The organism is Streptococcus sp. oral taxon 056 str. F0418, assembly GCF_000220065.1.
Lineage (GTDB): Bacteria > Bacillota > Bacilli > Lactobacillales > Streptococcaceae > Streptococcus.
Window position 1 is genome coordinate 1 of the sequence record NZ_AFQU01000001.1, and the last position, 25,813, is coordinate 25,813.

A 25,813-nucleotide genomic window follows, 5' to 3' on the forward strand; every position below is an offset into this window, starting at 1 on the left:
CATCAGTAAGCGCAAGCACAAGTGCATCAGTAAGTGCAAGTACTTCAGCATCAATCAGTGCATCTAACTCCGCTTCAGTAAGCACAAGTACTTCAGCATCAGTAAGTAACTCTGTATCAGCAAGCACAAGTGCATCAGTAAGCGCAAGTACTTCAGCATCAGTAAGTAACTCTGTATCAGCAAGCACAAGTGCATCAGTAAGCACAAGTACTTCAGCATCAGTAAGTGCATCTAACTCTGCATCAGTAAGTGCAAGTACTTCAGCATCAGTAAGTGCATCTACTTCAGCATCAGTAAGTGCATCTAACTCTGCTTCAGTAACGCGCAAGTACTTCAGCATCAGTAAGTGCATGTACTTCAGCATCAATCAAGTGCATCTAACTCTGCTTCAGTAAGCGCAAGTACTTCAGCATCAGTAAGTAACTCTGTATCAGCAAGCACAAGTGCATCAGTAAGTGCAAGTACTTCAGCATCAGTCAGTGCATCTAACTCTGCATCAGTAAGCGCAAGTACTTCAGCATCAGTAAGTAACTCTGTATCAGCAAGCACAAGTGCATCAGTAAGTGCATCTAACTCTGCTTCAGTAAGCGCAAGTACTTCAGCATCAGTAAGTGCATCTAACTCTGCATCAGTAAGCGCAAGCACAAGTGCATCAGTAAGTGCAAGTACTTCAGCATCAATCAGTGCATCTAACTCCGCTTCAGTAAGCACAAGTACTTCAGCATCAGTAAGTAACTCTGTATCAGCAAGCACAAGTGCATCAGTAAGCACAAGTACTTCAGCATCAGTAAGTGCATCTAACTCTGCATCAGTAAGCGCAAGTACTTCAGCATCAGTAAGTGCATCTAACTCTGCATCAGTAAGCGCAAGTACTTCAGCATCAGTAAGTAACTCTGTATCAGCAAGCACAAGTGCATCAGTAAGTGCATCTAACTCTGCATCAGTAAGCGCAAGTACTTCAGCATCAGTAAGTGCATCTAACTCTGCATCAGTAAGCGCAAGTACTTCAGCATCAGTAAGTAACTCTGTATCAGCAAGCACAAGTGCATCAGTAAGTGCATCTAACTCTGCTTCAGTAAGCGCAAGTACTTCAGCATCAGTAAGTGCATCTAACTCAGCATCAGTAAGCGCAAGTACTTCAGCATCAGTAAGTGCAAGTACTTCAGCATCAGTAAGTGCATCTAACTCTGCTTCAGTAAGCGCAAGTACTTCAGCATCAGTAAGTGCATCTAACTCTGCATCAGTAAGCGCAAGCACAAGTGCATCAGTAAGTGCAAGTACTTCAGCATCAATCAGTGCATCTAACTCCGCTTCAGTAAGCACAAGTACTTCAGCATCAGTAAGTGCATCTAACTCTGCATCAGTAAGCGCAAGTACTTCAGCATCAGTAAGTGCAAGTACTTCAGCATCAGTAAGTGCATCTAACTCTGCATCAGTAAGTGCATCTAACTCTGCTTCAGTAAGCGCAAGTACTTCAGCATCAGTAAGTAACTCTGTATCAGCAAGCACAAGTGCATCAGTAAGCGCAAGTACTTCAGCATCAGTAAGTGCATCTAACTCTGCATCAGTAAGTGCATCTAACTCTGCTTCAGTAAGCGCAAGTACTTCAGCATCAGTAAGTGCATCTAACTCTGCATCAGTAAGCGCAAGCACAAGTGCATCAGTAAGTGCAAGTACTTCAGCATCAATCAGTGCATCTAACTCTGCATCAGTAAGCACAAGTACTTCAGCATCAGTAAGTAACTCTGTATCAGCAAGCACAAGTGCATCAGTAAGTGCGAGCGAGTCAGCATCAATCAGTGCATCTAACTCCGCTTCAGTAAGCACAAGTACTTCTATATCAATTAGTAACTCACTGAGCACAAGCCGCTCATTGCAATCACACTCTGTTGTAACAAGTAAGGGTGAGCCAGCAAGCACATCTAAGCCAACCTTTAATATTGCAAGTTACAGTATCTCACTAAGCAATAGTGTTTCTACTAGCACGAGCTTATCAGACAGCTTGAGCACAAGTACTTCATTGAGCGATTCAGCTTCAGTTTCTAACCGCATTAACCCATCAATCAGCGCGTCTATTAGCTTGAGCAACAGTCTCTCAACCAGTGTTTCTACAAGTCTGTCACTCAGTGATAGCTTATCACGTAGCTTGTCAGACAGCTTGAGCACAAGTACTTCATTGAGCGATTCAGCTTCAGTTTCTAACCGCATTAACCCATCAATCAGTGCGTCTATTAGCTTGAGCAACAGTCTCTCAACTAGTGTCTCTACAAGTCTGTCACTCAGCGATAGCTTATCACGTAGCTTGAGCACAAGTACTTCATTAAGTGATTCTATTTCAGCTTCTACTAGTCTGTCTAAAGCAGGATCTCTTGTGCCGAAACCACAGCCAGCACCAACAGGTGTTCCTCATGGAGTGGTTTCACCTTCTTCTGCCCTTCCAGGAACAGGAAGCATCGAAGCACAATACGGTACATTAGGTTTAGGCGTTGCAGCATTAGCAGGTGTATCACTTCTAGCTAAGAAAAAGAAAAAAACTTCTGAAGAAGTGGAATTGGAAGATTAATTCTGCTCTTAACTAGAAACAAAAACGGCTCTTTATCAACTGCAGTGGGTTGATGAAAAGCTACAACCTGGAGAGGACCAAATTGGTCCTCTCTTTTTTTGATGTTTAAAGCGATGAGAATTCTAGTTTTAAAGTTTTCAAAGCTCCGGAAGCCAAAAGCATTTCTCTTGATGACTTTGATGAGGTTATTAGTAGCTTCTAGCCTTGCATTTGAGTAGGGCGGTTCCAGTGCATTGTAAATGATCTTGCTCCTATCTCTCAAAAGGGGGCTAAAAATAGTCTAAAAGTTAGGATTTATAAAGGAAATTGCTTGCTTGAACAATTCATAAAAATGGCCAATGTGCTTTTCTCGAAAATGAATAGATTCATCTTGAAGTCCAATTTCTTCAGTTTTCGGATGACAGTTAAAGTTGAAACGGCTAAGCTTTCAGTGATGGTAGTCATGGGGATCTTTTCGATTAGTTTTTTAGCGATAGATGTAATTTGGCGTTTCTTCTTGACTAAGGAAATCTTTGAAAAAGCAATTTTCCCGTAGCCTTTACAGCGAAAACGTTGTTTTTTAGGTGAATGAGATTTTTATATCTCTCGTATTCTGGGTAAGTTATTTTTGAGTCTTTCTGGAAGTCATATTAAGTCATTTTCCCGTATAGTAAGGGGATTTAGACACAGGATAATTCAAGCTTAGTGATAATTTCTTTGTGTGTTCCAGCATCAAAATAATCCAAGATAGTGGTGTTCTAGTCTTTAATTCCAAGTAAGTTTGCGATAAATTTTAATTGTTCTATAAGATTCTTTCTAATGATGGTTTGGTCGCTTTTCAATATGTTATTTTCAGTCCGTTTCGCTCGGTTAGGTACGAAAAAATAAACCACCCGTCTAACGGGTGGTTGTGATTTCTCATGGTTTCCGTAATTTTAAAAATCAGGCTGGAAGTGGGACTGAATGCGCGAGAGAAGCTCCTGCAGTTAAGTATTGGAATTAATTGCTCGGTATTATTCAGAAGTTAGTTTTGCGCTTAAAATAGGTACAACTTGAATGTCGACCAGCTTCGGATTTATTTACAGAATATAACCGTGATAGGGTTTGTATATACATTGATCAATCTTATGCACTTAGCGCTAGAACAAGAAAGCAATATAGAGTAGAGATGGAAGATCAGGATCATCAGGAATCATATGTCAAGACTGAGCAAAAAAATGGTTCAGTCTTTTTTCGTTCTATTCTTGCTTTTGTTTCTCCTTCATAATATATTGGAATTGTCCATTCTAAAAAATTCTACCGATACACGGGTCTTTTTTTGCTTGTATTTTTATTGAAAATTGTTTATAATGATTAAGTTAGCCACCCTTAGTGTAATGGATATCACGTAAGATTCCGGTTCTTGAGATGGGAGTTCGATTCTCTCAGGGTGGATGATTTAAATCAGACTCTTTGGAGTCTTTTTTCTTTTTGGGGAAGGAAAATATACTGAAGGAGAAATTAACCGCCATACTTTGCCAAGCAAGATGGGAAGTACTTGCTTATCAAATTTTCGAAAATAAAGGAGAAACTCCCTAAAGCAATCCGGCTTATTGGGATATTTCAGGCGGGAGTGTAGAAGGGAATGAACTACTAAGAAAAGCAGCACTACATGAGGCTATGGAGGAGGTAAATCAAAAGATTCGGATTAATAGGATTATCCATGAAGATAGTCAATTTGACTCTATAAAAGATGCTGGCGAGATTTTGGAAGAGCGTGATATTATATTAGATTCAGAAGAGCATTTAGGCTTTGTCTGGATTACTTCTTTGGAAGGCATAAGGAGTACTTTGTGTCTTTTTTTCTTGAGATTTTTGCCGAATAATCCATATAAAGCAACTAAAAAACATCCCCTTTTATTAGGAGATGTTTTTATCATTAGTTTTTAGATGCTGCTTGGAATTCTGGATTCTTCCATGCTTCGTCAATAATTGCTTGCAATTCTTTAGCAGAAGCTTGCATTTTTTGAGTTTCAGCATCGTTAAGTGGGATGTTTACTGGACGTACGATACCGTGAGCACCAACGATAGCCGGCTGACCAATGAAGACATTCTCAACACCGTATTGGCCTTCTTGGAAGACTGACAAAGGTAATACAGCATTTTCATCATCAAGGATAGCTTTTGTGATACGAGCCAAAGCTACTGCGATACCGTAGTAAGTAGCGCCTTTTTTGTTGATGATAGAGTATGCTGCGTCACGAACAGAGATGAAAAGATCAATCAGATCTTGTTCATTCAAGTCGCGGTTAGCTTGTAACCATTGCTCTAATTTTACACCTGCAACGTTAGCATGTGACCAAACGGCAAACTCAGAGTCACCGTGCTCACCCATGATGTAGGCGTGTACAGAACGGGCATCAACACCAATTGTTTCAGCAAGTGCTTGACGGAAGCGAGCTGAATCAAGTGAAGTACCTGAACCAATAACACGTTCTTTAGGAAATCCTGAGAATTTCCATGTAGAGTATGTTAAAACATCAACTGGGTTTGCTGCAACGAGGAAAATACCATTAAATCCTGATGCAACAACTTGTTCAACAATAGACTTGTTGATAGCAAGATTTTTTCCGACAAGATCAAGGCGTGTTTCACCTGGTTTTTGTGGAGCACCTGCAGTGATAACAACAAGGTCAGCATCTGCACAGTCTTCGTATTTAGCAGCATAGATTTTTTTAGGTGATGTGAAAGCAAGCGCATGGCTAAGATCTTCAGCGTCACCAACAGCTTTGTCAAATAAAGCTGGAATTTCAATAATACCAAGTTCTTGTGCGATTCCTTGGTTGACAAGGGCAAAAGCGTAAGATGAACCTACAGCACCATCACCAACAAGGATAACTTTTTTATGTTGTTTTTCAAGAGTCATTCTCTCAAATCTCCTTTACTTTTTTAAGGGGTAATCCCAAACAAACCTATTCTATCACTTTTACTATGCTTTGTCACGGCAGATGTGTCAGTTTACCGGATGTAAACGTTTTTACTTTAAAGCCTCTTTACTGAAAAATCATTCAAAATATGGTATAATAGTACAGTTATTTAAAGTGAAAAGAGGCATTTTTTAATGCAAGATAGGAATTTAGTAAATGTCAATCTAACTAGTGAAATGAAGACGAGTTTTATTGACTATGCTATGAGTGTCATCGTTTCTCGTGCTCTTCCGGATGTGCGCGATGGTCTGAAGCCTGTCCATCGGAGAATTCTTTATGGTATGAATGAGCTTGGTGTGACACCTGATAAACCTCACAAAAAATCAGCCCGTATCACAGGTGACGTTATGGGTAAATACCATCCTCACGGGGATTCTTCTATTTATGAAGCAATGGTCCGTATGGCGCAGTGGTGGAGCTATCGCTACATGCTTGTAGATGGGCATGGGAACTTTGGTTCCATGGATGGAGATGGAGCCGCTGCTCAACGTTATACAGAAGCACGTATGAGCAAGATTGCTCTGGAAATGCTACGTGATATTAATAAAAATACAGTTGATTTTATTGATAACTATGATGCCAATGAAAGAGAACCAGTTGTCCTTCCAGCTCGTTTTCCAAATCTTTTAGTCAATGGAGCAACTGGTATTGCCGTTGGGATGGCTACTAATATTCCACCACATAATTTAGGTGAATCCATTGATGCGGTTAAGCTTGTCATGGATAATCCAGAGGCTACTACTCGTGACATCATGGAAGTTTTGCCTGGACCAGACTTTCCGACTGGTGCTCTTGTCATGGGGAAATCAGGCATTCACCGTGCTTATGAAACTGGAAAAGGTTCAATTGTTCTTCGTTCTAGAACTGAGATTGAAGAAACTAAGAATGGGCGTGAACGAATTGTCGTAACAGAATTTCCTTATATGGTCAACAAGACCAAGGTGCATGAGCATATTGTTCGTTTGGTGCAAGAAAAGCGCATTGATGGTATTACAGCTGTTCGTGACGAGTCAAATCGTGAGGGAGTGCGATTTGTAATTGAAGTTAGACGTGATGCATCTGCTCATGTTATTTTGAATAATCTTTTTAAGCTGACTCAGATGCAGACCAATTTTAGCTTCAATATGCTGGCTATCCAAAACGGTGTGCCGAAGATTCTGTCTCTTCGTGAGATTCTGTTGGCCTATATTGAGCATCAAAAAGAAGTGGTAACACGTCGTACAGTTTTTGATAAAGAAAAGGCAGAAGCGCGAGCTCATATTTTAGCTGGTCTTTTGATTGCTTTGGATCACATTGATGAAGTGATTCGGATCATCCGTAATAGTGAGACAGATGCAGAAGCACAAGCTCAGTTAATGGCTAAGTTTGAACTATCTGAGCGTCAAAGCCAAGCAATCCTTGATATGCGTCTTCGTCGTTTAACAGGATTGGAACGTGATAAAATCCAGTCAGAATACGACGAATTGATTGCTCTGATTGCTGACTTGACGGATATCCTAGCTAAACCTGAGAGAGTTCTCGCTATTATTAGAGAAGAATTGGACGAAGTGAAGCGTAAATTTGCCGACGATCGCCGTACAGAACTTATGGTTGGTGAAGTGCTTTCTTTAGAAGATGAGGATCTAATTGAAGAAGCAGATGTTCTCATTACCCTATCTAATAAAGGATACATTAAACGTTTAAACCAAGCTGAATTTACCGCTCAAAAGCGTGGAGGCCGTGGTGTTCAAGGGACGGGCGTCAAAGATGATGACTTTGTTAAAGAACTCGTTTCAACAAGTACTCATGATAGGTTGCTCTTCTTTACTAATAAAGGTAGAGTGTATAGGCTTAAAGGCTATGAAATTCCAGAGTATGGACGGACAGCAAAAGGTTTGCCTATTGTCAATCTTTTAAAACTTGACGAAGGGGAGACGATTCAAACCATCATCAATGTAGAACAAAATCACAGCGAAGATTCCTATCTTTTCTTTACGACTCGTCATGGTGTCGTGAAGAGAACCAGCGTAACAGAATTTTCTAATATCCGCCAAAATGGTCTACGAGCTTTAAATCTAAAAGAAGATGATGAGTTAATTAATGTCTTCTTGACAGATGGGTCAGCAGATGTCATTATTGGGACAAAATATGGTTACTCTGTCCGTTTCAATGAAGAAGCTGTAAGGAATATGAGCCGTATTGCAACTGGTGTTCGTGGGGTAAATCTACGTGAAGGAGACCAAGTAGTCGGAGCAGGCGTGATTTCTGATACCGATGAGGTTCTTGTCATTACTGAAAAAGGATATGGTAAACGTACTCTTGCAAGCGAGTATCCTACAAAAGGTCGTGGTGGTAAAGGAATCAAAACAGCGAATATTACGGATAAAAACGGATATTTAGCTGGTTTGATGACGATTAAAGGCGAAGAAGATCTGATGATTATCACGAACACAGGAGTGATTATTCGCACGAATGTAGCAAATATCTCGCAAACAGGACGTGCTACATTGGGAGTGAAAGTGATGCGTCTAGATCAGAATGCACAAATTGTGACCTTCACAACTGTAGAAGCTGACGATAAGGAAGATTCTCAAGTAGAAGAAGCGGAATAAGGAGATAATATGGCATTACATAAGAAAAAGAAGAAGTTCAGTATTCGTAATCTTATTATCAATGTAGCTTCTTCAATTTTAGTTTTGCTGGCTCTGGCTTTGATTTTCAATTCTTCCATTAGAAATATGATTATGGTTTGGAATACGAATAAGTACCAAGTTTCAAAAGTTTCTAAGAAAGAAATTGAAACAAATAAAACAAAAAAGGGAACTTTAACTTTGAGAAAGTAGAGCCAGTCTCAACAGAAGCAGTGCTAAATGCTCAATGGAAGGCTCAGCAATTACCCGTTATTGGAGGGATTGCTATTCCAGAATTATCTTTGAACTTGCCTATTTTTAATGGTTTGGATAATACTGGACTCTACTATGGCGCTGGTACTATGAAAGAAGAGCAGCAGATGGGAAAAGGCAATTATGCTTTGGCTAGCCATCATGTTTTTGGCATTACAGGTGCAAATGAAATGCTCTTCTCACCATTGGATCGTGCTCAAGCTGGCATGAAGATTTATTTAACGGACAAAGATAAAGTATATACTTATACTATTACGAGTGTTCAAAATGTTACACCTGAGCGAGTAGATGTCATTGATGATGCTCCAGATGGGACAAGTGAAGTAACGCTTGTGACCTGCGAAGATGCTGAAGCAACCTCTCGGACAATTGTCAAAGGTGTCCTAGAAAAAGAATCACTTTATAAAGATACTTCTAAAGAAATATTGGATTATTTCAATAGATCATACAATCAAATGCAACTTTAAAAAGAATGAAGAAGGTTTTTAATGGCTTTCTTCATTCTTTTTTTGCGAATATAAATATGAGGAGGATTTTATGTACAGTATATCATTTCAAGAGGAATCATTATTACCACGTGAACGTTTGGTTCGGCAAGGAGCTGAACAATTAAGCAATCAGGAGTTGCTGTCTATTCTGATTCGTACTGGAAATAAAAAAGAGACAGTTTTTCAAGTTGCAAGTAGAATGTTAGCTTCTGTTTCTAGTTTAACAGAATTACGTCATATGACTTTATCTGAGTTACAAACTATTTCTGGGATTGGTCGAGTAAAAGCTATCGAATTACAAGCTATGATGGAATTAGGAAACCGTATTTCTAAAGCAGAGACACTGGAAAGGGAGCGAATTCTCAGCAGTCAAAAATTGGCAAAGAAAATGCAACAAGAATTGAGTCATAAGAAACAGGAGCATTTAGTAGCACTATATCTAAATACACAAAACCAAATTATTCATCAACAGACAATTTTTATCGGTAGTTTGACACGTAGCATGGCAGAACCTAGGGAAATTCTTCATTATGCAATAAAGCATATGGCGACATCAATTATATTAGTGCATAATCATCCATCTGGTGCAGCTAGGCCTAGCAGAGATGATGATCATGTGACTACAAAAATAAAAGAAGCCTGCGAGATGATGGGCTTCGTTTTACTTGATCATTTAATTGTAGCAGGAGAAAACTATTATAGCTACAGAGAGGAAACGGATTTAATCTAAAGCTTATTAACGACATAGTTAAATAAGTCTAAGCCTTTTTTCTGGCTATCAAATAGAAATTCTGGATGCCACTGAACACCTAAGAAAGCAATGTCATTTGTAGTTTGAATTGCTTCAATAATATTGTCACGTGGGTCGTAAGCGATAACTTCTAAGTCATCTCCTAAATCTTTGATGCTTTGGTGATGAAAAGAGTTGATTCTTGTTGAGTTTCCATAGATATCAAAGAGAATATTCCCTTTATTTATAGCAGTTTCTTGTGTGCGATGTTCTGCAGAGAGTTCTTGCCAATGATTATCAATACTTTGGAAGAGGCTTCCTCCAAGAGCTACATTAAAAAGTTGGGTTCCGCGGCAGACAGTGAAAATCGGTTTTTTCTGCTTGATTGCTTCATCGATGATTGCCAATTCAAAATAATCACGATCAAGGTGATAGTCATCACTGTCAATTGTTTTTCTTCTCCGTAAAATTTAGGATCAACGTTTTGACCACCAGTTATGATTATTTTATCAACTATGCTAACATAATGGCGAGCCATTTTCTCATCTGATATAGGGAGAATAACAGGAATGCCACCTACTTTTGTGACTGCTTCAACGAATCCAGTTGCAGCATAGCTCATCATTGCAAAATTATCTTCCGGATTTAATCGTTCATTGGCAGTAATACCAATAATTGGTTTTCTCATAAATGGAATAATCTCTTTCTAATGTTACTCTTTTCTCATAAAGTATAGGAGTGTTTGAAGTTCGCTGGTTAAGTCGACATACTGGACAACAACGTCTTTAGGAAGGTGAAGGTGGACTGGTGAAAAACTAAGGATTCCTTTGATACCAGCCTCAACAAGTATGCTAGCCACCTCCTGAGCTTTGATACTTGGTACAGTCAAGATAGCGGTTTTTACATCTGCATTTTTTAATTTTTCTTTGATTTGTGAAATACCATAAATTGGAATTCCATCAGGAGTAGCTGTACCAACTTCTGGATGGGTATCCATATCAAAGGCCATGACGATTTTCATCTTATTTCTTTCATGGAAACGATAGTGTAGTAAAGCATGGCCCATATTCCCAACCCCAACGAGCATGACATTAGTAATAGAGTTATCATTAAGTAAATCTGCAAAGAAATTCATGAGTTTTTTGACATCATAGCCAAAACCTCGACGACCTAATTCACCAAAATATGAAAAGTCTCGACGAACAGTAGCAGAGTCAATGCCAATGGCCTCAGCGATTTGTTTGGAGCTGGCTTTTTCTATTTTTTCTGCATTAAAGCGCTTGAAGATTCGATAGTAAAGTGATAAACGTTTTGCGGTTGCACGAGGAATGCTTGAATTTTTTTCTGTTTTCACAAAATCACATCCTTTCCTTTCTATTTTATAGAAAGTTTGTGAAAAAATCAACTATTTTAAAAATTGAAATTCTACAGAAAAAGAGACTGGGACAAAAGTCCTAGCCTCTCAATTGTCTTTGGATTGTCGAGCAAGACGCAGTGGTTGAGTGGGCTCTACTACGCTGGTTTCATCAGCTTTTACAGCCCTACTCAACTGTGCGGAGGTGGGACGATGAAATCGAATTCTAATGAATTACCAATTTCTGTCCCACTCTCTTTTTTATTTTTATAGGATGTCAAATCGAATTGTGACATAGATCGATAAAGCTCCCCAATCTTTCCTTGGAAGGGAAGGAGTTGGTCGTTATAGCTCAATGAAAGAACGGTGAAACTATCTGGGATGGTGACACAACCTGAGAAGGCTAATAGAAATTCATCGTAGTCTTCATAAGAAACGGTTCTTTCTATGTGATAGGAATCTAGATATTTTAATTTAATCATGGCTATTCCTCTTTAATTGGTTGGCAAATGATTTATTTTGTTTGTTCTTCTTTTATGAAAATGTCTCTTTCTACTAGACTATCCATCAGAAAATAGAATTTTTCTTGAATTATTTTTTGAGATTCGGACTTAAAGATGTTCACCAAGCGAAGTCCAGATTTATCAGTGATATTGATTTTAAATCCAGATAGGTCTTTATTAAAAATGATTTTTAGTAAAAAACCTTGTCCACTATTTGGAATTTCTTCTAATAATCGACTTAATTCAAAATTTCCAACTTTTGTTTCCGCAAATGTATTATCTTTCAGAGTAAATTTTTTTACGTTTGGATGAAGCTTATAGGTGTAGAGGCAATCTTTTAAGGTGATAGATGTTTCAAAGGCCATGTTATTCTCCTAAAATTTCTTTTAAAGTTTTTGTGAAGGTTTGTATTTCTTGGATAGTATTTTGATCCGAAAAACTGATTCTAAATGATTCGTTGAGTCGAGGTGAATCTTTTCCATAGAGAGAAGATAAAACGTGACTAGGCTCTATGGCGCCGGCAGTGCAAGCTGAACCGGTAGAGATAGAGATACCAGCTATGTCAAGCTGCATTAGTAAGAGATCATTTGCTTTACCTGGGATTCCCAAATTAAGGACATAAGGTAGATGAGGGTCTTCTTCATTGAGATAATAGTGAATACCATCTAATCCTTTTATAAGTTCTTGATAGAGATTCTGAACGTGAGTAAGATTTGTATCCATCTGCGTTATATCTTCTTGAAGGGCAGCAGCCATTCCTGCGATAGAAATGAGGTTTTCTGTACTTGCACGCTTCTTGTCTTCTTGATCACCACCATGTAATAAATTCTCAAAATCAAGGTCTTTGGTATATAAAAATCCAACACCTTTTGGGCCATGAAATTTATGAGCAGAAGCGCTTAGAAAATCAATTCCCAACTCCTCAGGATAAACAGGAATTTTACCGATTGCTTGTACAGCATCTACGTGGAACTTGGCAGGGTGATTTCTCAATAGTTGGCCAATTTCTTTTATTGGTAAGAGATAGCCTGTTTCGTTATTCGCAAACATAGTCGAAACTAAGATCGTGTCCGGTCGGAGCGCCTGTTCAATGTCTTCGACTCGAATTTTCCCTTCAACTGGCTCAATAAAGGTTATATCAAAACCAAATTGACTTGCTAGATAGTGTAAGGGTTCTAAGACTGAATGGTGCTCAATTGTAGTTGTAATAATGTGCTTTCCAAGATCTTGGTGTTTGAGGGCATATCCTTTCAGTACAGTGTTATTGCTTTCGGTTCCCCCTGATGTAAAAAGGATATTCTTTGGATTGGTTCTCAATGCTTGAGAAATGGTTAAACGTGCTTGTCTTAGTATTTTACTAGCTTCACGACCATGATGATGTGTGCTAGAAGGATTTCCGTAAACTGTACTCATTAAATCAATCATCGTATTAATGGCGACTTTTGATAAGGGAGTTGTAGCTGCATTGTCAAAATAAATCATGTCGCATCCTTATTTTTTGCTATATGCAAAGAGTGGACTGACTGGTTTTCTCTCTTGGATACGTATAATTGCATCTGCAATCAGCTCACTTGCTGTTATATATTGGATATTTCTTGGAGTTTTCTCTTTGGTATCAACGGAGTCAGTGACTAAAATTTCTTTGATTGGAGCAGCATCTAGCCTTTCAGCGGCACCATCTACAAAAAGACCATGACTTGAGACGGCATAGATTTCGACAGCTCCTTCTCGCTCAACAATTTTTGCAGCTTCTGCAAAAGTGCGTCCAGTATTCAAGATGTCATCAATTAAGATAGCCTTTTTCCCAGCGACATCACCAATAATATAACCTTCATTCCGGTGAGTGTCATCTTGTGCATAATCAATGATAGCAATAGGAGCATCCAAGTGTTCAGCAAGGCTACGAGCACGCTTAACACCAGAATTTTTAGGACTAACGACCACAACATCTTCACCAATTAATCCTTTATCGCAATAATGTTTGGCAAATAGTGGAACAGTGTAGAGATTATCAACAGGAATATCAAAGAAACCTTGTACTTGTACAGCATGCAAATCAAGCGTCAAAACACGATCAACTCCTGCTTTTACAAGCATATTTGCAACAAGTTTAGCTGTGATTGGTTCGCGTGGTGCAGCAGTGCGATCCTGACGAGCATAGCCAAAATAAGGGATTACCACATTGACAGAATTTGCACTTGCACGATTGCATGCATCTACCATAATCAGTAGTTCCATTAAGTGATTGTTAACAGGAAAACTGGTAGATTGAATGATAAAAACATCAAAACCACGAACGCTTTCTTCTATATTTACTTGGATTTCACCATCTGAAAATTGTCGAGATGAAAGTTTGCCAAGTGGAACACCAGCTGCGTTTGCAATCTTTTCGGCAATAGCATGATTTGAGTTTAGAGAGAACAATTTCATGTTTTTTTTGTCTTGAATTGAAGCGAACATACCTAAAGATAACTCCTTTAATTTTCTATTTTCTATTTTATCAAAAATATGATATTTTTTCAGCTATTTGGCAAGTTTTTAGCAAATCTAGCTATCTTGCTTTTTAGGTGCGTATATGGAAGTTTATTTTGTTCTAAAAAGTTTAAGAAATCAATTTTTCCTTTTTCTGGATTTTGGACTTCTAGCTCAATTTCATAGTCAGTAATGTCGAAATATGAATTTTCGTCTAATGCTAGCAAGCCAATTTTATGTTCCATTTCTCGGCGAATCGTTGTGAGATGTCCTAGGATTTTTAAATTTTCTATAGGAATTGTCGCTTCAAGTAAGTAATTTAAAATTTCTCCTGGCGGAAATACAAGCTCTTCTAAAAGAAGCTTTACTTCTGAGGCTTTTAGCTGTTGGTTGTATTCCATATTTCCAATTGTTTGTGAAACTTTTAAGGTTAATTCAGCTGAGTTTTCAAAAGTTCTGATACGCAGCGCCATTTTGTGATCTCTGATAGCAAAATCAGGTGTGTCAATATAGTAGTTCGTTTGTTTTATGGGTTGTATATCCTTGAAAAGTGGTAGTATACTTAAGAATTGTTCTTTGGTTAAACCAGATTTAAATTCGATTTCCAAATGGTTCATAATAGTTCCTTTTCTTTTGTTTGAAAGCGATTTATGTTATAATAATAGACGTATTTATTTTATAAGATAATAATGAAAAAGACAAGGTGAGTGATAGGCCTATGGAATGGGAAGAATTTTTAGATCCGTATGTTCAGGCGGTTGGAGAATTAAAAATTAAGCTGCGTGGGATTCGAAAGCAATATCGGAAACAACAACGTCACTCGCCAATTGAGTTTGTGACTGGACGAGTTAAATCTGTTGAGAGTATCCAAGAAAAGATGAAGCTCCAAGGAATTCATTTGGAGAATCTCGCACAAGATATGCAAGATATTGCTGGTCTTAGGATCATGGTCCAGTTTGAAGATGATATCGCAGAAGTCCTACAAGTTTTACATCAGCGACAGGATATGCGAATTGTGCTGGAGCGCGATTATATCACTCATAAGAAACCGAGCGGTTATCGTAGCTATCATGTTATCATTGAGTATCCTGTAGATACTATTGATGGCAGTAAGCTTGTCTTGGCTGAAATACAAATTCGGACTTTAGCTATGAATTTTTGGGCGACGATTGAACATTCGCTTAATTATAAATATAAGGGAGAATTTCCTCAAGAGATTAAAGAACGGCTAGAATTGACTGCTCGCATCGCTTATGAATTAGATAAGACGATGGGGGAAATTCGACATGATATACAAGAAGCGCAAGCTCTTTTTGATCCACCGTATCGTAAGTTACATGATGGTGTAGGGAATAGTGACGACACAGATGAAGAATATAGATAAACGAATTGCTATTTTTAGCAATCATAAGCCACAAAGCAAAGAAATTTGTCAGCTATTGATTCAAAAATTACGTCAGAATCATTTTGTACTAACTGATAAAAATCCTGATATAGTCATTTCGATAGGTGGCGATGGCATGCTTTTATCAGTCTTTCATAAGTATGAAGATCAATTGGATAAAGTGCGCTTTGTTGGTGTGCATACAGGGCATTTAGGATTTTACACTGATTATAGAGATTTTGAGATTGACAAGCTGATTGATAATTTGAAATTGGATACTGGTGCTAAGGTCTCTTATCCCATTTTAAATATCCGTATCTTGTTAGAGGATGGTTCAATACACAGCATGTTGGCCTTGAATGAAGCGACTATTAAGCGTTCTGATCGAACAATGGTGGCAGATGTTGTCATTAACCATGTGCCATTTGAACGTTTCCGTGGCGATGGTATTTCTGTCTCGACTCCAACTGGTAGCACTGCTTATAATAAATCCTTGGGAGGAGCAGTTCTTCATCCAACGATCGAGGCTTTACAAATTGCAGAAGTAGCTAGTTTAAATAACCGTGTTTATCGAACCTTGGGATCCTCTATTATTGTTCCTAAAAAAGATAAAATTGAGATTGTGCCAACTCGAAATGATGAACATACTATCTCGATTGATAACCAAACATATACTTTTAAGTATATTGAAAAAGTTGAATTCCAAATTGACAACCATAAGATTCATTTTGTAGCCAGTCCAAGTCACACAAGTTTTTGGAATCGTGTGAAAGATGCCTTTATTGGAGAGGTTGATGATGAGATTTGAGTTTATTGCTGATGAACACGTTAAAGTCAAAACTTTTCTAAAGAAACATGATGTTTCAAAGGGGCTTCTTGCTAAAATAAAATTTGCAGGCGGCTCTATTCTAGTGAATGATACGCCGCAAAATGCTATTTATTTATTGGATATTGGTGATAAAGTTACAATAGATATTCCGAGAGAAGATGGATTTGAAACGCTGAAACCAATTTCTGAAGACTTGGAAATCATTTATGAAGATGACCATTTTTTAATTGTTGATAAACCTGCTGGTGTGGCAAGTATTCCTAGTGCAAATCACTCCAATACAATGGCGAATTATGTCAAGGCTTATTATATACATTCAGGATATGAGAATCATCAAGTCCATATAGTAACACGTTTAGACAAGGATACCAGTGGCTTAATGTTGTTTGCTAAACACGGTTATGCACATGCCAGATTAGATAAACAACTACAAAGCCGATCAATTGAGAAGCGCTATCTTGCTCTGGTTAAAGGTGCTGGGGATTTGGAAAAGGAAGGCGACATTATCGCTCCCATTGCACGAGATGAAGACAGTATTATTACTCGAAGAGTCGCAAAAGGTGGGAAATACGCTCATACTAGCTATAAGATTTTAGAACAATACGGCAACATTTATCTGGTAGATATCCACTTGCATACAGGACGTACTCATCAGATTCGGGTACATTTTTCTCATATTGGTTTCCCGCTTTTAGGAGATGACTTGTATGGCGGAAGCTTGTCTGATGGCATTACTCGTCAAGCTTTACATTGCCATTCCTTAAATTTTTACAACCCTTTTAATGGTGAAGAAGTTGGTCGTGCAAGTCCTTTGCCAGATGATTTTCAAACAGTTATCAATAAACTTTCGCATTAAAACGTACTTTATTTATTTAGGAGATTCTTATTTTATGAAAATTTTTGAACAATTAAATGCTAGCCTATCTGGAAAAAATGCGCGTGTAGTATTACCAGAAGGAGAAGAGCCACGCATCCTTCAAGCAACAAAAAGATTGGTGAAAGAGTCAGAAGTCACACCAGTTTTACTTGGAAACCCAGAAAAAATCAAGATTTATTTAGAGATTGAGGGAGTCATGGATGGTTATGAAGTGATTGATCCTCATCATTATGATGAATTTGATAAGATGGTTGCAAGTTTAGTTGAACGACGTAAGGGAAAACTGTCAGAAGAAGATGCTCGTAAACTTTTGATTGACGATGTCAACTATTTTGGAGTCATGCTGGTATATATGGGATTGGTTGATGGAATGGTCTCAGGAGCGATTCACACAACAGCAGCAACTGTGCGCCCAGCATTGCAAATCATTAAAACTCAGCCAGGCATCTCACGTACTTCTGGAGCTCTCTTGATGATTCGTGGTGATGAACGTTATATTTTTAGTGATTGTGCTATTAATATTAAACCGGAAGCCGATGTTTTGGCTGAGATCGCTATTAACTCTGCAAGTACAGCTAAAATGTTTGGGATTGATCCTAAAATAGCTATGTTAAGTTATTCAACAAAAGGTAGTGGCTTTGGAGAAGATGTAGATAGAGTAGTAGAAGCAACACGAATCGCCCAAGAGCAACGACCAGATTTAGCTATTGATGGTGAACTACAATTTGATGCAGCTTTTGTACCAGCTACAGCAGAATTGAAAGCACCTGGTAGCAAAGTAGCAGGACATGCGACAGTATTTGTGTTCCCAAGTATTGAGGCGGGAAATATCAGTTATAAAATGGCTGAGCGTCTAGGTGGTTTTGCAGCAGTTGGACCTGTATTACAAGGACTTAATAAGCCAGTTAATGATCTATCACGTGGTTGCAACTCTGATGATGTTTATAAATTAACTCTCATTACCGCTGCACAGGCTGTTCACTAATTTATGAAAAGGAGTCAATACTCCTTTTTTGTTGCTCAAGAGTTCTTATGCTATACTAGATTTATGCTAGATTTGAAAAAATATGGAATTGAGATGTGGGAGGCAGATAAAATTGCCTCTTTTCGCGAGAAATTATTAACTTGGTATGATGAAAACAAACGTGACCTGCCTTGGCGTAGAACAAATAATCCTTATCATATCTGGGTTTCTGAGATTATGCTGCAGCAGACTCGGGTGGATACGGTGATTCCTTACTATGAGCGTTTTCTTGACTGGTTTCCGACTGTAGCTGACTTAGCATATGCGCCAGAGGATAGGCTGCTCAAGGCTTGGGAAGGGTTGGGCTATTATTCGCGTGTGAGAAATATGCAAAAAGCAGCTCAGCAGATAATGACGGATTTTTCTGGAAAATTTCCTGCTAGCTATGAAGGAATTGCTTGCCTTAAAGGGATTGGACCTTATACGGCTGGTGCCATTGCTAGTATTGCCTTTGGTCTAGCTGAGCCTGCGGTAGATGGCAATGTTATGCGGGTGCTGAGTCGATTATTTGAAGTTGATTTAGATATTGGCCAACCTAGCAATCGGAAGGTATTTCAGGCTATGATGGAGATTCTGATTGATCCAGGCAGACCTGGAGATTTCAATCAGGCACTGATGGATCTGGGGTCAGATATCGAAGCTCCTGTTAATCCTCGTCCAGAAGACAGTCCTGTAAAGGAATTTAGCGCAGCTTATTTGCACGGAACTATGGATAAATATCCAATCAAAGCGCCTAAAAAGAAGCCAGTTTCGGTCTATCTGCAGGGATTGATTATTGAAAACGAACAGGGACAATTCTTGCTTGAGAAGAATGAGGCTGCTGGCTTGTTATCTGGTTTTTGGCATTTTCCCTTGATTGAAGTCGAGGAATTTCAAACTGAAAATCAGATGTCCTTATTTGAGGAAGCTGAAAATCAGCCAAGTCTGGATCTGTCTCCTCAAGAAAGCTTTGAGCAGGATTATGATTTGAAGGTTGATTGGCAGCAGCAGTCCTTTTCAAAAGTGAAACATGTCTTCAGTCATCGTAAGTGGCATATCCAGTTAGCTTATGGCCGAGTTAACGATAGCCAGATCGCAGCTGATGGAGAGGTCTTGTGGCTTCATCCAGAAGATTTTGGAAATTACCCCTTCGCCAAGCCCCAGCAGAAGATGTGGGAGGCTTTTCAAGATGTTAGAAATAAATAAAAAATCTGAGACTAATTTGGTCTCAGATTTTTTTGAATCAATTTTACAAGTTTGCAAAAGCTTTAATTTCATCTGCAGTCATAGAAGAATCACAACGAACTGATACTTGGCCATCTTGAACATGAACAAAACCAGGAACTGTCGGAATGCTGTATTCAGAGCGGAATGCTTGTAGTTTCTCTAATTCGCTGGCTTCTTCGCTATTGATAAAGAAAATATGCGCCTTGGTATCAGCGACAACGCCAGCAAGAGTAGCAGCGAATTTACGGCAGTAAGGGCAAGTTTTGCGACCAACGAAGAAAGTTGCTGTTTCTTTGTCAGCAATCACTTGGCGAGCTCGGTCTACAGTTGTGACCTCTAAGTCTTTAATGTTTTGAGCAAATTGTTCCATAAATCATCCTCATTTCTTTTGATAAAACTAGTATGCCATAAAGTTTCTAAAATTGCTTAAATTTGATACGAAAAAAGATGAGATTGGTTGGTCTCATCTTTTATAATTTCTTATTTTACAAAAGCATTAATTTCAGCTTCAATAGTAGCAATTTTTGCTTGAGCATCTTCATTACTATCGCCGATAACAGCAATATAGAATTTGATTTTTGGTTCAGTTCCAGAAGGACGGACTGCAATCCAAGAACCGTCAGCCAAGGTGTATTTCAAAACGTCACTAGGAGGAGTAGTCAATGTTGAGACAGTTCCATCAGCTGCTGTAGCTGTTTGCGCTTTGAAGTCTTCTGTGATAGAGATAGCTGTTGCATTCCATTCTTTTGGAGCATTGTTACGGAACTTAGCCATGATAGCCTTGATTTGCTCAGCTCCATCAACACCTGATAAGGTTACAGAGATTGTTTTTTCAGCAAAGTAACCATACTCTTTGTAAATTTCTTCGATACCGTCAGCCAGAGTCAAGCCACGTGAACGGTAGTAGGCAGCAAGCTCAGCTACAACCAAAACAGCTTGGATAGCATCTTTATCACGTACAAATGGTTTAATCAAATAGCCGAAGCTTTCTTCAAATCCCATCATGTAGGTGTGATTGTGTTTTTCTTCGAATTCTTGGATTTTCTCTGCGATAAATTTGAAACCAGTCAAGACATTGAACATGGTTGCGCCATAGCTTTCAGCAATCTTAGTCACTAAGTCAGTAGAAACGATAGACTTACAGAGAGCTGCGTTAGCTGGCAGAGTTCCAGCACTCTTATGAGCTTCCAAGATGTACTTAGCCATGATAGCCCCGATTTGGTTGCCAGAAAGGTTGAGGTAGCTACCGTCTTTTTGCAGAACTTCAACACCGACACGGTCAGCATCTGGGTCAGTTGCGACCAATACATCTGCGCCAACCTTGCGACCTAATTCCTCAGCAAGAGCGAAGGCTGCTTGGCTTTCAGGGTTTGGAGACTTAACAGTAGAGAAGTCTGGATCAGCTAGAGCTTGAGCTTCAACAACTTCTACAGAATCAAATCCAGCTTGAGCCAAAGCGCGACGAGCCAGCATTTCACCAGTACCGTGCAGTGGAGTATAGACAATCTTCATGTCCTTGCCGTATTCATCAATCAGTTTTTGGTTGATATTGACATCTTTCACTTCCTTGAGGTATTCAGCATCAATAGCATCACCAATCACTTCAATCAAGCCAGAAGCTTTTTCAGCTTCTACATCAGCAACTTCCACAGTAAATGGATTTTCGATAGCACGAATGTATGTAGTTAAAGCGTCCGCGTCATGTGGAGGCATTTGTCCACCGTCTTCTCCATAAACCTTGTAACCGTTAAATGGAGCAGGATTGTGGCTGGCTGTAATCATGATACCAGCAAAAGTTCCTAAATGACGTACCGCAAATGAAAGTTCTGGAGTTGGGCGCAGACTTTCAAAGACATAGGACTTGATGCCGTGTTTAACTAAAACAGCAGCAGATTCAAAGGCAAACTCAGGTGAGAAATGGCGACTATCGTAAGCAATCGCAACACCGCGTTTTTTGAACTCATCACCTTTTTCATCAATCAAGCGAGCCAAACCTTCCGTTGCCTGACGGACAACATAAATATTGATACGGTTAGTACCAGCACCGATCAGACCGCGCATACCAGCAGTACCAAATTCAAGATTAGTATAAAAGGCATCTTCCTTAGTTTTTTCATCCATACTGTTCAATTCTTCACGAAGATAGTCTGGAAGTTCAGCATAATTAAGCCATTTTTGGAAGTTATCTTGATAAGTCATTTTATTTCTCCTTATTGTTAATCTATGTTGAAAACTATACACACAGAAAATTTATAATTAATCGCTTTCATTATAGCATGTTTTAATAAAAAAATCACAAAATAGCGTAATTATTTTCTTATTTTTTCAAGTATTGGTACAACGCTTACTGTAAGAATTGCAGAAACAACCAATTCAGTAGTGGAATTTGCAGAAAGTACAACTGCTAAAAGTGTCTGAATATTTCCGTTATAAACATTTGAGAATAAAAAGAAAATCCCTCCCAAGACAAAAATAGTGTTAGTAGCAGAGCCAATGGAGCCAGCTATGACCAATCCTACCTTGTTTTTCATACTTTTATAAACATAGTAAGGGGTGATACCGATAAGGATGCGAGGCAACATAGCGATGAGCAATGAAGATAGATTTCCATTGGGTACAAACGGACTAAAGAGGTAGCTAGTTGGTAGCACAATCAAGGTATTTGTGATCACACTAATAATCCCCATAAGGGCGCCCAAGGTTGCACCAACTCTTGGTCCATAGAGAATGCTTGCAATAATGACTGGAATATGAATAATTGTAGGTTTAATCGGTAAAGGTAATAGATTGAAAATTACTGTACTGAGAAGGTGAAGCACCAACATAATGGCAAAAAAGATGGCAACTTGAGCAATTTTAGACTGTTTTTTCATAAATAAGTTCCTTTACTGTATCAATTATTGTATCAATCTCAGCTAGAGCACCTGTCCCCTGATCACCACAGGCTAGCGCTGCCTCACGTGGTTGGATAATTTTCCAACCAAAACGCTCAAGACGCTCCAAATTATGCTGAGTTAGTGGATTTTCATACATCTTTGTGTTCATTGCTGGAGCTAAGACTTTTTTTGCTTGAGGGGGCAATGCCAGAGCAGTAGTTGTGACCATATTATCAGCAAAGCCGTTTGCTAGTTTAGCAATGGTGTTGGCTGTAGCAGGTGCTAGCAAAAATAGATCAGATTTTTTAGCGATGTCAATGTGATTAATCTTGTTGGGCTCAAGTTCTTGCATTATATTAGTTGCTACTGGTCTTTGAGATAAAACCTGCAGAGTCAGGGGTGTAATAAATTCTGTTGCAGCCTCTGTCATGAGAACTGTCACTTCAAATCCTTCTTTTTTGAGTTTGCTGATAATATCAGCCGCTTTATAGGCAGATATACTTCCGCTAACAGCAAGAGTAATGCTTGTCATTGTCTTTCCTCCTTATGCATTTGTTGATAAAGGAGCTGGGCAATCTCTTTTTTAGAATGTGCTTGAATGGTAGTATTGCTTCCGACAAGATAGGCTTTGTGCTCCTGGTTTGAAATTTCAGTCAAGTCATTAGCGACGATGAGTTCTGCTTGATTTTTTATGAGACTAGCTCGTGCGGTCTCGAGTAACTCTTCATCAGCAACATCAACTAGTAGTTTAAAGCCAATCAAGCGAATATCGGGATTCCAATTTTTCACTAAAGAGATAATTTTTGGGGTCTTTTTGAGAAATAGGACTTGGACATCATCCTGAGAAGAAATCTTACTTTCAGAGTTGGTTTTATGTAAAAATTCTGTTAAGTTAGAGCTAGTTGCTACACTATCAAAATCAGTCATATAGATAGGGCTGTAATCCGAGACCGCCATTGCATGGATCAATACATCATGCGTGTAAACAAGTGGTTCCAAAGTTTTGAGAAGACTTGCAACATTTTCGACTAGTATTACGGTTAAATTTGGATGAGAGTCAGGTCGAGTTGCCTTGGGAGTCGTTACTAACGTCACATGGTCGCCCTTTGTTAAGAAAGTCTCTGAGATGATTTTTCCTAGCTGACCTGTTGAATGATTGGTAATAGAGCGGACTTGATCAATTTTTTCGCTAGTCCCTCCAGAGGTAATCAATATGTTCATAGACTTATTTTACAAGAAATCAAAGAAATAGTAAAATAAATGTTATGGTAAAGAGATCGTTTTAAAGAATTGATTATGACATAACTATTTTTAAAATCCGAACATTAAAAGAATTATAGTTTTTAAAAGTGCAGATTTTACTCTTTTTTGTTATAATCGTTTTATAAAATGTAGAGGAGCTTATGATGAAGACAGATATTGAAATTGCTCAGAGTGTTGAATTGCAACCGATTGTTGATGTTGTGGAGAAACTTGGTATTGGTTATGACGATTTGGAACTGTATGGTAAGTATAAGGCCAAGCTAAGTTTTGATAAAATTCGTGAAGTAGAGAAAAATCCTGTGGGAAAGTTGATTTTGGTAACAGCAATCAATCCAACTCCAGCTGGAGAAGGGAAATCGACTATTACCATTGGGCTTGCTGATGCGCTCAATAAAATTGGTAAGAAGACTATGATTGCCATTCGTGAACCTTCTTTGGGTCCTGTTATGGGGATCAAAGGAGGAGCAGCTGGTGGTGGCTATGCGCAAGTCTTGCCCATGGAAGATATTAACTTGCATTTTACTGGAGACATGCACGCTATTACGACGGCTAACAATGCCTTGTCTGCACTCATTGATAATCATTTGCATCAGGGAAATACTCTGGGAATCGATCAGCGTCGTATTATCTGGAAACGTGTTGTGGACCTGAATGACCGAGCTCTTCGTCATGTGACTGTTGGTCTAGGAAGTCCGGTGAATGGTATTCCACGCGAAGATGGTTTTGATATCACGGTTGCTTCTGAAATTATGGCGATTCTTTGCTTAGCTACGGATATTGAAGACTTGAAAAAGCGCTTGGCTAACATCGTTATTGGCTATCGCTATGACCGTACACCTGTCTATGTCCGTGATCTTGAAGTCGAAGGTGCCTTGGCTTTGGTATTGAAAGATGCGATTAAGCCAAATCTAGTTCAGACTATTTATGGGACACCAGCCTTTGTTCATGGTGGCCCATTTGCAAATATTGCCCATGGCTGTAACTCTGTTTTGGCGACTAGCACAGCACTGCACTTGGCCGATTATACGGTGACAGAAGCAGGATTTGGTGCGGACCTTGGTGCTGAGAAATTCTTGGACATCAAGACTCCGAACTTACCAACTTCTCCAGATGCAGTTGTCATAGTCGCAACCCTTCGTGCTCTTAAGATGAATGGCGGCGTAGCTAAGGATGCACTGACAGAAGAAAATGTAGACGCAGTCCGTGTAGGTTTTGCTAATCTCAAACGCCACGTTGAAAATATCCGTAAGTTCGGTATTCCAGTGGTAGTGGCCATCAACGAATTTGTATCAGACACGGAAGCTGAGATTGCTACTCTTAAAGACCTATGTGCAGAAATCGGAGTACCTGTTGAGCTTGCAAGTGTCTGGGCAGATGGCGCCGAAGGTGGTGTTTCTTTAGCTGAGACTGTAGTCAAAACGATTGATGAAGAACCTGCTCATTACACTCGCCTCTATGACAATGACTTATCTATTGAAGAAAAAATCGAAAAAATTGTCAGAGAAATCTATCGTGGTTCAAAAGTGAACTTTGAGAAAAAAGCGCAGACTCAGATTCGTGAAATTGTCAAAAACGGCTGGGACAAGCTGCCAATCTGTATGGCCAAAACACAGTATAGCTTCTCAGACAATCCTGCTGCTCTGGGTGCGCCAGAAAACTTTGAAATTACCATTCGTGAGTTGGTACCAAAACTTGGGGCAGGCTTTATCGTGGCTTTGACGGGAGATGTCATGACCATGCCAGGCCTACCAAAACGTCCTGCAGCACTTAATATGGATGTGGCGTCAGACGGCACAGCGATTGGTCTATTTTGATCATGGTTTAAAAGGCTCTTTATGAGTCTTTTTTGGTATAATAATGAAAATACGGAGAACATGGAGTCATTATGGAGATTAGATTTGCTAAGCCATCAGATGCTAGATCCTTATTAGATATTTATGCGCCATATGTGGAGAATACAGCTATCACTTTTGAATATGAAGTTCCGACCATTGAGGATTTTGCAACTAGGATTGCGAAAACATTGGAAAAATATCCTTATCTGGTAGCGGAAGAAGATGGTTTAATTTTAGGTTATGCCTATGCTTCGACTTATTATGCGCGTGCAGCCTATGATTGGGCGGTGGAATTATCCGTCTATGTCAGTCAAGAGGCTAGAGGTCAGGGAGTCGGTACTAGGCTTTATGATGCGCTAGAAGGCCTGTTAAAGCAGATGGGTTATATCCATTTTCTTGCCTGTATTTCTCTTCCAAACGAGGCTAGTCTTGCTTTGCATCGAAAAAGAGGCTACCAGCAAGTAGCGCATTTCCCTAAAATCGGCTATAAATTCGACCGTTGGCACGATATTGTTTGGCTGCAAAAGTCCTTAGACAAGGAAGCTAAATCAATCAAGTTTTTAAAAGAAAAGGAGTAGAAAG

At 39.0% G+C, this 25,813-nt stretch carries 24 protein-coding genes, 1 tRNA gene and 5 pseudogenes; 14 read left to right on the forward strand and 16 right to left on the reverse strand.

Annotated features, from left to right (window positions below; all coding sequences use genetic code 11):
* Both HMPREF9182_RS11030 and HMPREF9182_RS11035 read right to left on the reverse strand, forming a co-directional pair.
* The coding region (locus tag HMPREF9182_RS11030; protein ID WP_441347887.1) for a hypothetical protein at window positions 1–364 on the reverse strand (364 nt) is incomplete at its 3' end.
* The gene (locus HMPREF9182_RS11035; RefSeq protein WP_009443800.1) at window positions 364–1,863 is read right to left on the reverse strand and encodes a hypothetical protein; all 1,500 of its coding nucleotides are present in this window, start codon (window positions 1,861–1,863) and stop codon (window positions 364–366) included. The genes HMPREF9182_RS11035 and HMPREF9182_RS11030, both read right to left, overlap by 1 nt.
* Window positions 1,864–1,873: 10 nt before the next feature.
* Here HMPREF9182_RS11035 and HMPREF9182_RS11040 point away from each other — a divergent pair, with 10 nt between their 5' ends.
* On the forward strand, window positions 1,874–2,563 hold the full coding sequence (locus HMPREF9182_RS11040; protein WP_303659931.1) for an LPXTG cell wall anchor domain-containing protein: 690 nt from the start codon (window positions 1,874–1,876) through the stop codon (window positions 2,561–2,563).
* Between the two features lie 60 nt (window positions 2,564–2,623).
* Here the strand turns inward: HMPREF9182_RS11040 and HMPREF9182_RS11105 are convergent.
* A pseudogene (locus HMPREF9182_RS11105) lies at window positions 2,624–2,921 on the reverse strand (transposase); the annotation flags it as partial.
* Window positions 2,922–2,960: 39 nt separating this feature from the next.
* Here HMPREF9182_RS11105 and HMPREF9182_RS11110 point away from each other — a divergent pair.
* The 3 genes and pseudogenes from HMPREF9182_RS11110 to HMPREF9182_RS00030 all read left to right on the forward strand — a co-directional run bounded on the left by HMPREF9182_RS11110 (window position 2,961) and on the right by HMPREF9182_RS00030 (window position 4,471).
* Window positions 2,961–3,098 carry a hypothetical protein gene (locus HMPREF9182_RS11110; protein WP_009754250.1) on the forward strand — a complete coding sequence of 46 codons (138 nt, stop codon included), beginning with the start codon at window positions 2,961–2,963 and terminating at the stop codon, window positions 3,096–3,098.
* An 806-nt stretch (window positions 3,099–3,904) separates the two neighbouring features.
* Window positions 3,905–3,976 (forward strand) — tRNA-Arg (locus HMPREF9182_RS00025).
* 103 nt (window positions 3,977–4,079) lie between these two features.
* Window positions 4,080–4,471, forward strand: a pseudogene (locus HMPREF9182_RS00030) (NUDIX hydrolase).
* Here HMPREF9182_RS00030 and HMPREF9182_RS00035 read toward each other — a convergent pair.
* Window positions 4,461–5,447: an L-lactate dehydrogenase gene (locus HMPREF9182_RS00035; RefSeq protein WP_009443468.1), complete on the reverse strand. Its 987-nt coding sequence runs from the start codon at window positions 5,445–5,447 to the stop codon at window positions 4,461–4,463. The pseudogene HMPREF9182_RS00030 and the gene HMPREF9182_RS00035 sit on opposite strands and share 11 nt — an antisense overlap.
* Window positions 5,448–5,642: 195 nt before the next feature.
* Here HMPREF9182_RS00035 and gyrA point away from each other — a divergent pair, with 195 nt between their 5' ends.
* From gyrA to radC, 3 genes and pseudogenes are all read left to right on the forward strand, one after another.
* Window positions 5,643–8,099, forward strand: coding sequence for a DNA gyrase subunit A (gene gyrA, locus HMPREF9182_RS00040; protein ID WP_009443274.1), 2,457 nt, complete (start codon window positions 5,643–5,645; stop codon window positions 8,097–8,099).
* A 9-nt stretch (window positions 8,100–8,108) separates the two neighbouring features.
* Window positions 8,109–8,857: pseudogene (locus HMPREF9182_RS00045) on the forward strand (class A sortase).
* Window positions 8,858–8,927: 70 nt separating this feature from the next.
* Window positions 8,928–9,608 (forward strand): RadC family protein, encoded by a 681-nt coding sequence (gene radC, locus HMPREF9182_RS00050; protein WP_009754693.1) that lies wholly within the window; start codon window positions 8,928–8,930, stop codon window positions 9,606–9,608.
* Here radC and HMPREF9182_RS00055 read toward each other — a convergent pair.
* The 7 genes and pseudogenes from HMPREF9182_RS00055 to HMPREF9182_RS00085 form a co-directional block, all read right to left on the reverse strand.
* Window positions 9,605–10,296: pseudogene (locus tag HMPREF9182_RS00055) on the reverse strand (gamma-glutamyl-gamma-aminobutyrate hydrolase family protein). The gene radC and the pseudogene HMPREF9182_RS00055 sit on opposite strands and share 4 nt — an antisense overlap.
* A 24-nt stretch (window positions 10,297–10,320) precedes the next feature.
* The gene (locus HMPREF9182_RS00060) at window positions 10,321–10,962 is read right to left on the reverse strand and encodes a redox-sensing transcriptional repressor Rex (protein WP_009754599.1); all 642 of its coding nucleotides are present in this window, start codon (window positions 10,960–10,962) and stop codon (window positions 10,321–10,323) included.
* 263 nt (window positions 10,963–11,225) lie between these two features.
* Window positions 11,226–11,444 (reverse strand): annotated as a pseudogene (locus HMPREF9182_RS00065) (DUF4649 family protein); the annotation flags it as partial.
* Between the two features lie 32 nt (window positions 11,445–11,476).
* Window positions 11,477–11,830 (reverse strand): DUF1831 domain-containing protein, encoded by a 354-nt coding sequence (locus HMPREF9182_RS00070; protein ID WP_009754556.1) that lies wholly within the window; start codon window positions 11,828–11,830, stop codon window positions 11,477–11,479.
* A gap of 1 nt (window position 11,831) precedes the next feature.
* Window positions 11,832–12,947 (reverse strand): cysteine desulfurase family protein, encoded by a 1,116-nt coding sequence (locus HMPREF9182_RS00075; protein ID WP_009443872.1) that lies wholly within the window; start codon window positions 12,945–12,947, stop codon window positions 11,832–11,834.
* 9 nt (window positions 12,948–12,956) lie between these two features.
* On the reverse strand, window positions 12,957–13,913 hold the full coding sequence (locus HMPREF9182_RS00080) for a ribose-phosphate diphosphokinase (protein ID WP_128080257.1): 957 nt from the start codon (window positions 13,911–13,913) through the stop codon (window positions 12,957–12,959).
* Between the two features lie 71 nt (window positions 13,914–13,984).
* Window positions 13,985–14,554, reverse strand: coding sequence for a CYTH domain-containing protein (locus HMPREF9182_RS00085; RefSeq protein WP_009754714.1), 570 nt, complete (start codon window positions 14,552–14,554; stop codon window positions 13,985–13,987).
* A 101-nt stretch (window positions 14,555–14,655) separates the two neighbouring features.
* On the opposite strand from HMPREF9182_RS00085, the gene HMPREF9182_RS00090 reads away from it, so the two are divergent.
* From HMPREF9182_RS00090 to mutY, 5 genes are all read left to right on the forward strand, one after another.
* Window positions 14,656–15,321, forward strand: coding sequence for a GTP pyrophosphokinase (locus HMPREF9182_RS00090; protein ID WP_009443704.1), 666 nt, complete (start codon window positions 14,656–14,658; stop codon window positions 15,319–15,321).
* Entirely contained in the window at window positions 15,305–16,129 is an 825-nt protein-coding gene (locus tag HMPREF9182_RS00095; RefSeq protein WP_009443513.1) for an NAD kinase, read from the forward strand. The genes HMPREF9182_RS00090 and HMPREF9182_RS00095 overlap by 17 nt, the downstream gene beginning before the upstream one ends.
* Entirely contained in the window at window positions 16,119–17,006 is an 888-nt protein-coding gene (locus tag HMPREF9182_RS00100; protein ID WP_009754539.1) for an RluA family pseudouridine synthase, read from the forward strand. Before HMPREF9182_RS00095 ends, HMPREF9182_RS00100 begins: the two co-directional genes overlap by 11 nt.
* Before the next feature lie 34 nt (window positions 17,007–17,040).
* Window positions 17,041–18,012, forward strand: a complete 972-nt coding sequence (gene pta, locus HMPREF9182_RS00105) for a phosphate acetyltransferase (protein WP_009443680.1) — start codon at window positions 17,041–17,043, stop codon at window positions 18,010–18,012.
* 63 nt (window positions 18,013–18,075) lie between these two features.
* Complete coding sequence (mutY, locus tag HMPREF9182_RS00110) at window positions 18,076–19,236, forward strand: A/G-specific adenine glycosylase (protein ID WP_037602369.1); 1,161 nt, start codon at window positions 18,076–18,078, stop codon at window positions 19,234–19,236.
* A 43-nt stretch (window positions 19,237–19,279) separates the two neighbouring features.
* Here the strand turns inward: mutY and HMPREF9182_RS00115 are convergent, their stop codons facing one another.
* The 5 genes from HMPREF9182_RS00115 to HMPREF9182_RS00135 form a co-directional block, all read right to left on the reverse strand.
* Window positions 19,280–19,627: a thiol reductase thioredoxin gene (locus HMPREF9182_RS00115; protein ID WP_009443993.1), complete on the reverse strand. Its 348-nt coding sequence runs from the start codon at window positions 19,625–19,627 to the stop codon at window positions 19,280–19,282.
* A gap of 110 nt (window positions 19,628–19,737) precedes the next feature.
* Window positions 19,738–21,456, reverse strand: coding sequence for a phospho-sugar mutase (locus HMPREF9182_RS00120; RefSeq protein ID WP_009443196.1), 1,719 nt, complete (start codon window positions 21,454–21,456; stop codon window positions 19,738–19,740).
* A 110-nt stretch (window positions 21,457–21,566) separates the two neighbouring features.
* Window positions 21,567–22,130, reverse strand: coding sequence for an ECF transporter S component (locus HMPREF9182_RS00125; protein WP_009754210.1), 564 nt, complete (start codon window positions 22,128–22,130; stop codon window positions 21,567–21,569).
* Window positions 22,114–22,665: a phosphopantothenoylcysteine decarboxylase gene (gene coaC / locus HMPREF9182_RS00130; RefSeq protein ID WP_009443531.1), complete on the reverse strand. Its 552-nt coding sequence runs from the start codon at window positions 22,663–22,665 to the stop codon at window positions 22,114–22,116. The genes HMPREF9182_RS00125 and coaC overlap by 17 nt, the downstream gene beginning before the upstream one ends.
* Window positions 22,662–23,354, reverse strand: coding sequence for a phosphopantothenate--cysteine ligase (locus HMPREF9182_RS00135; RefSeq protein WP_009754527.1), 693 nt, complete (start codon window positions 23,352–23,354; stop codon window positions 22,662–22,664). The genes coaC and HMPREF9182_RS00135 overlap by 4 nt, the downstream gene beginning before the upstream one ends.
* Window positions 23,355–23,539: 185 nt before the next feature.
* Here HMPREF9182_RS00135 and HMPREF9182_RS00140 point away from each other — a divergent pair, with 185 nt between their 5' ends.
* Together HMPREF9182_RS00140 and HMPREF9182_RS00145 are read left to right on the forward strand one after the other, a co-directional pair.
* Window positions 23,540–25,210, forward strand: coding sequence for a formate--tetrahydrofolate ligase (locus HMPREF9182_RS00140; protein ID WP_009443734.1), 1,671 nt, complete (start codon window positions 23,540–23,542; stop codon window positions 25,208–25,210).
* A 71-nt stretch (window positions 25,211–25,281) separates the two neighbouring features.
* Complete coding sequence (locus tag HMPREF9182_RS00145; protein ID WP_009754728.1) at window positions 25,282–25,809, forward strand: GNAT family N-acetyltransferase; 528 nt, start codon at window positions 25,282–25,284, stop codon at window positions 25,807–25,809.
* Window positions 25,810–25,813: the final 4 nt, after the last annotated feature.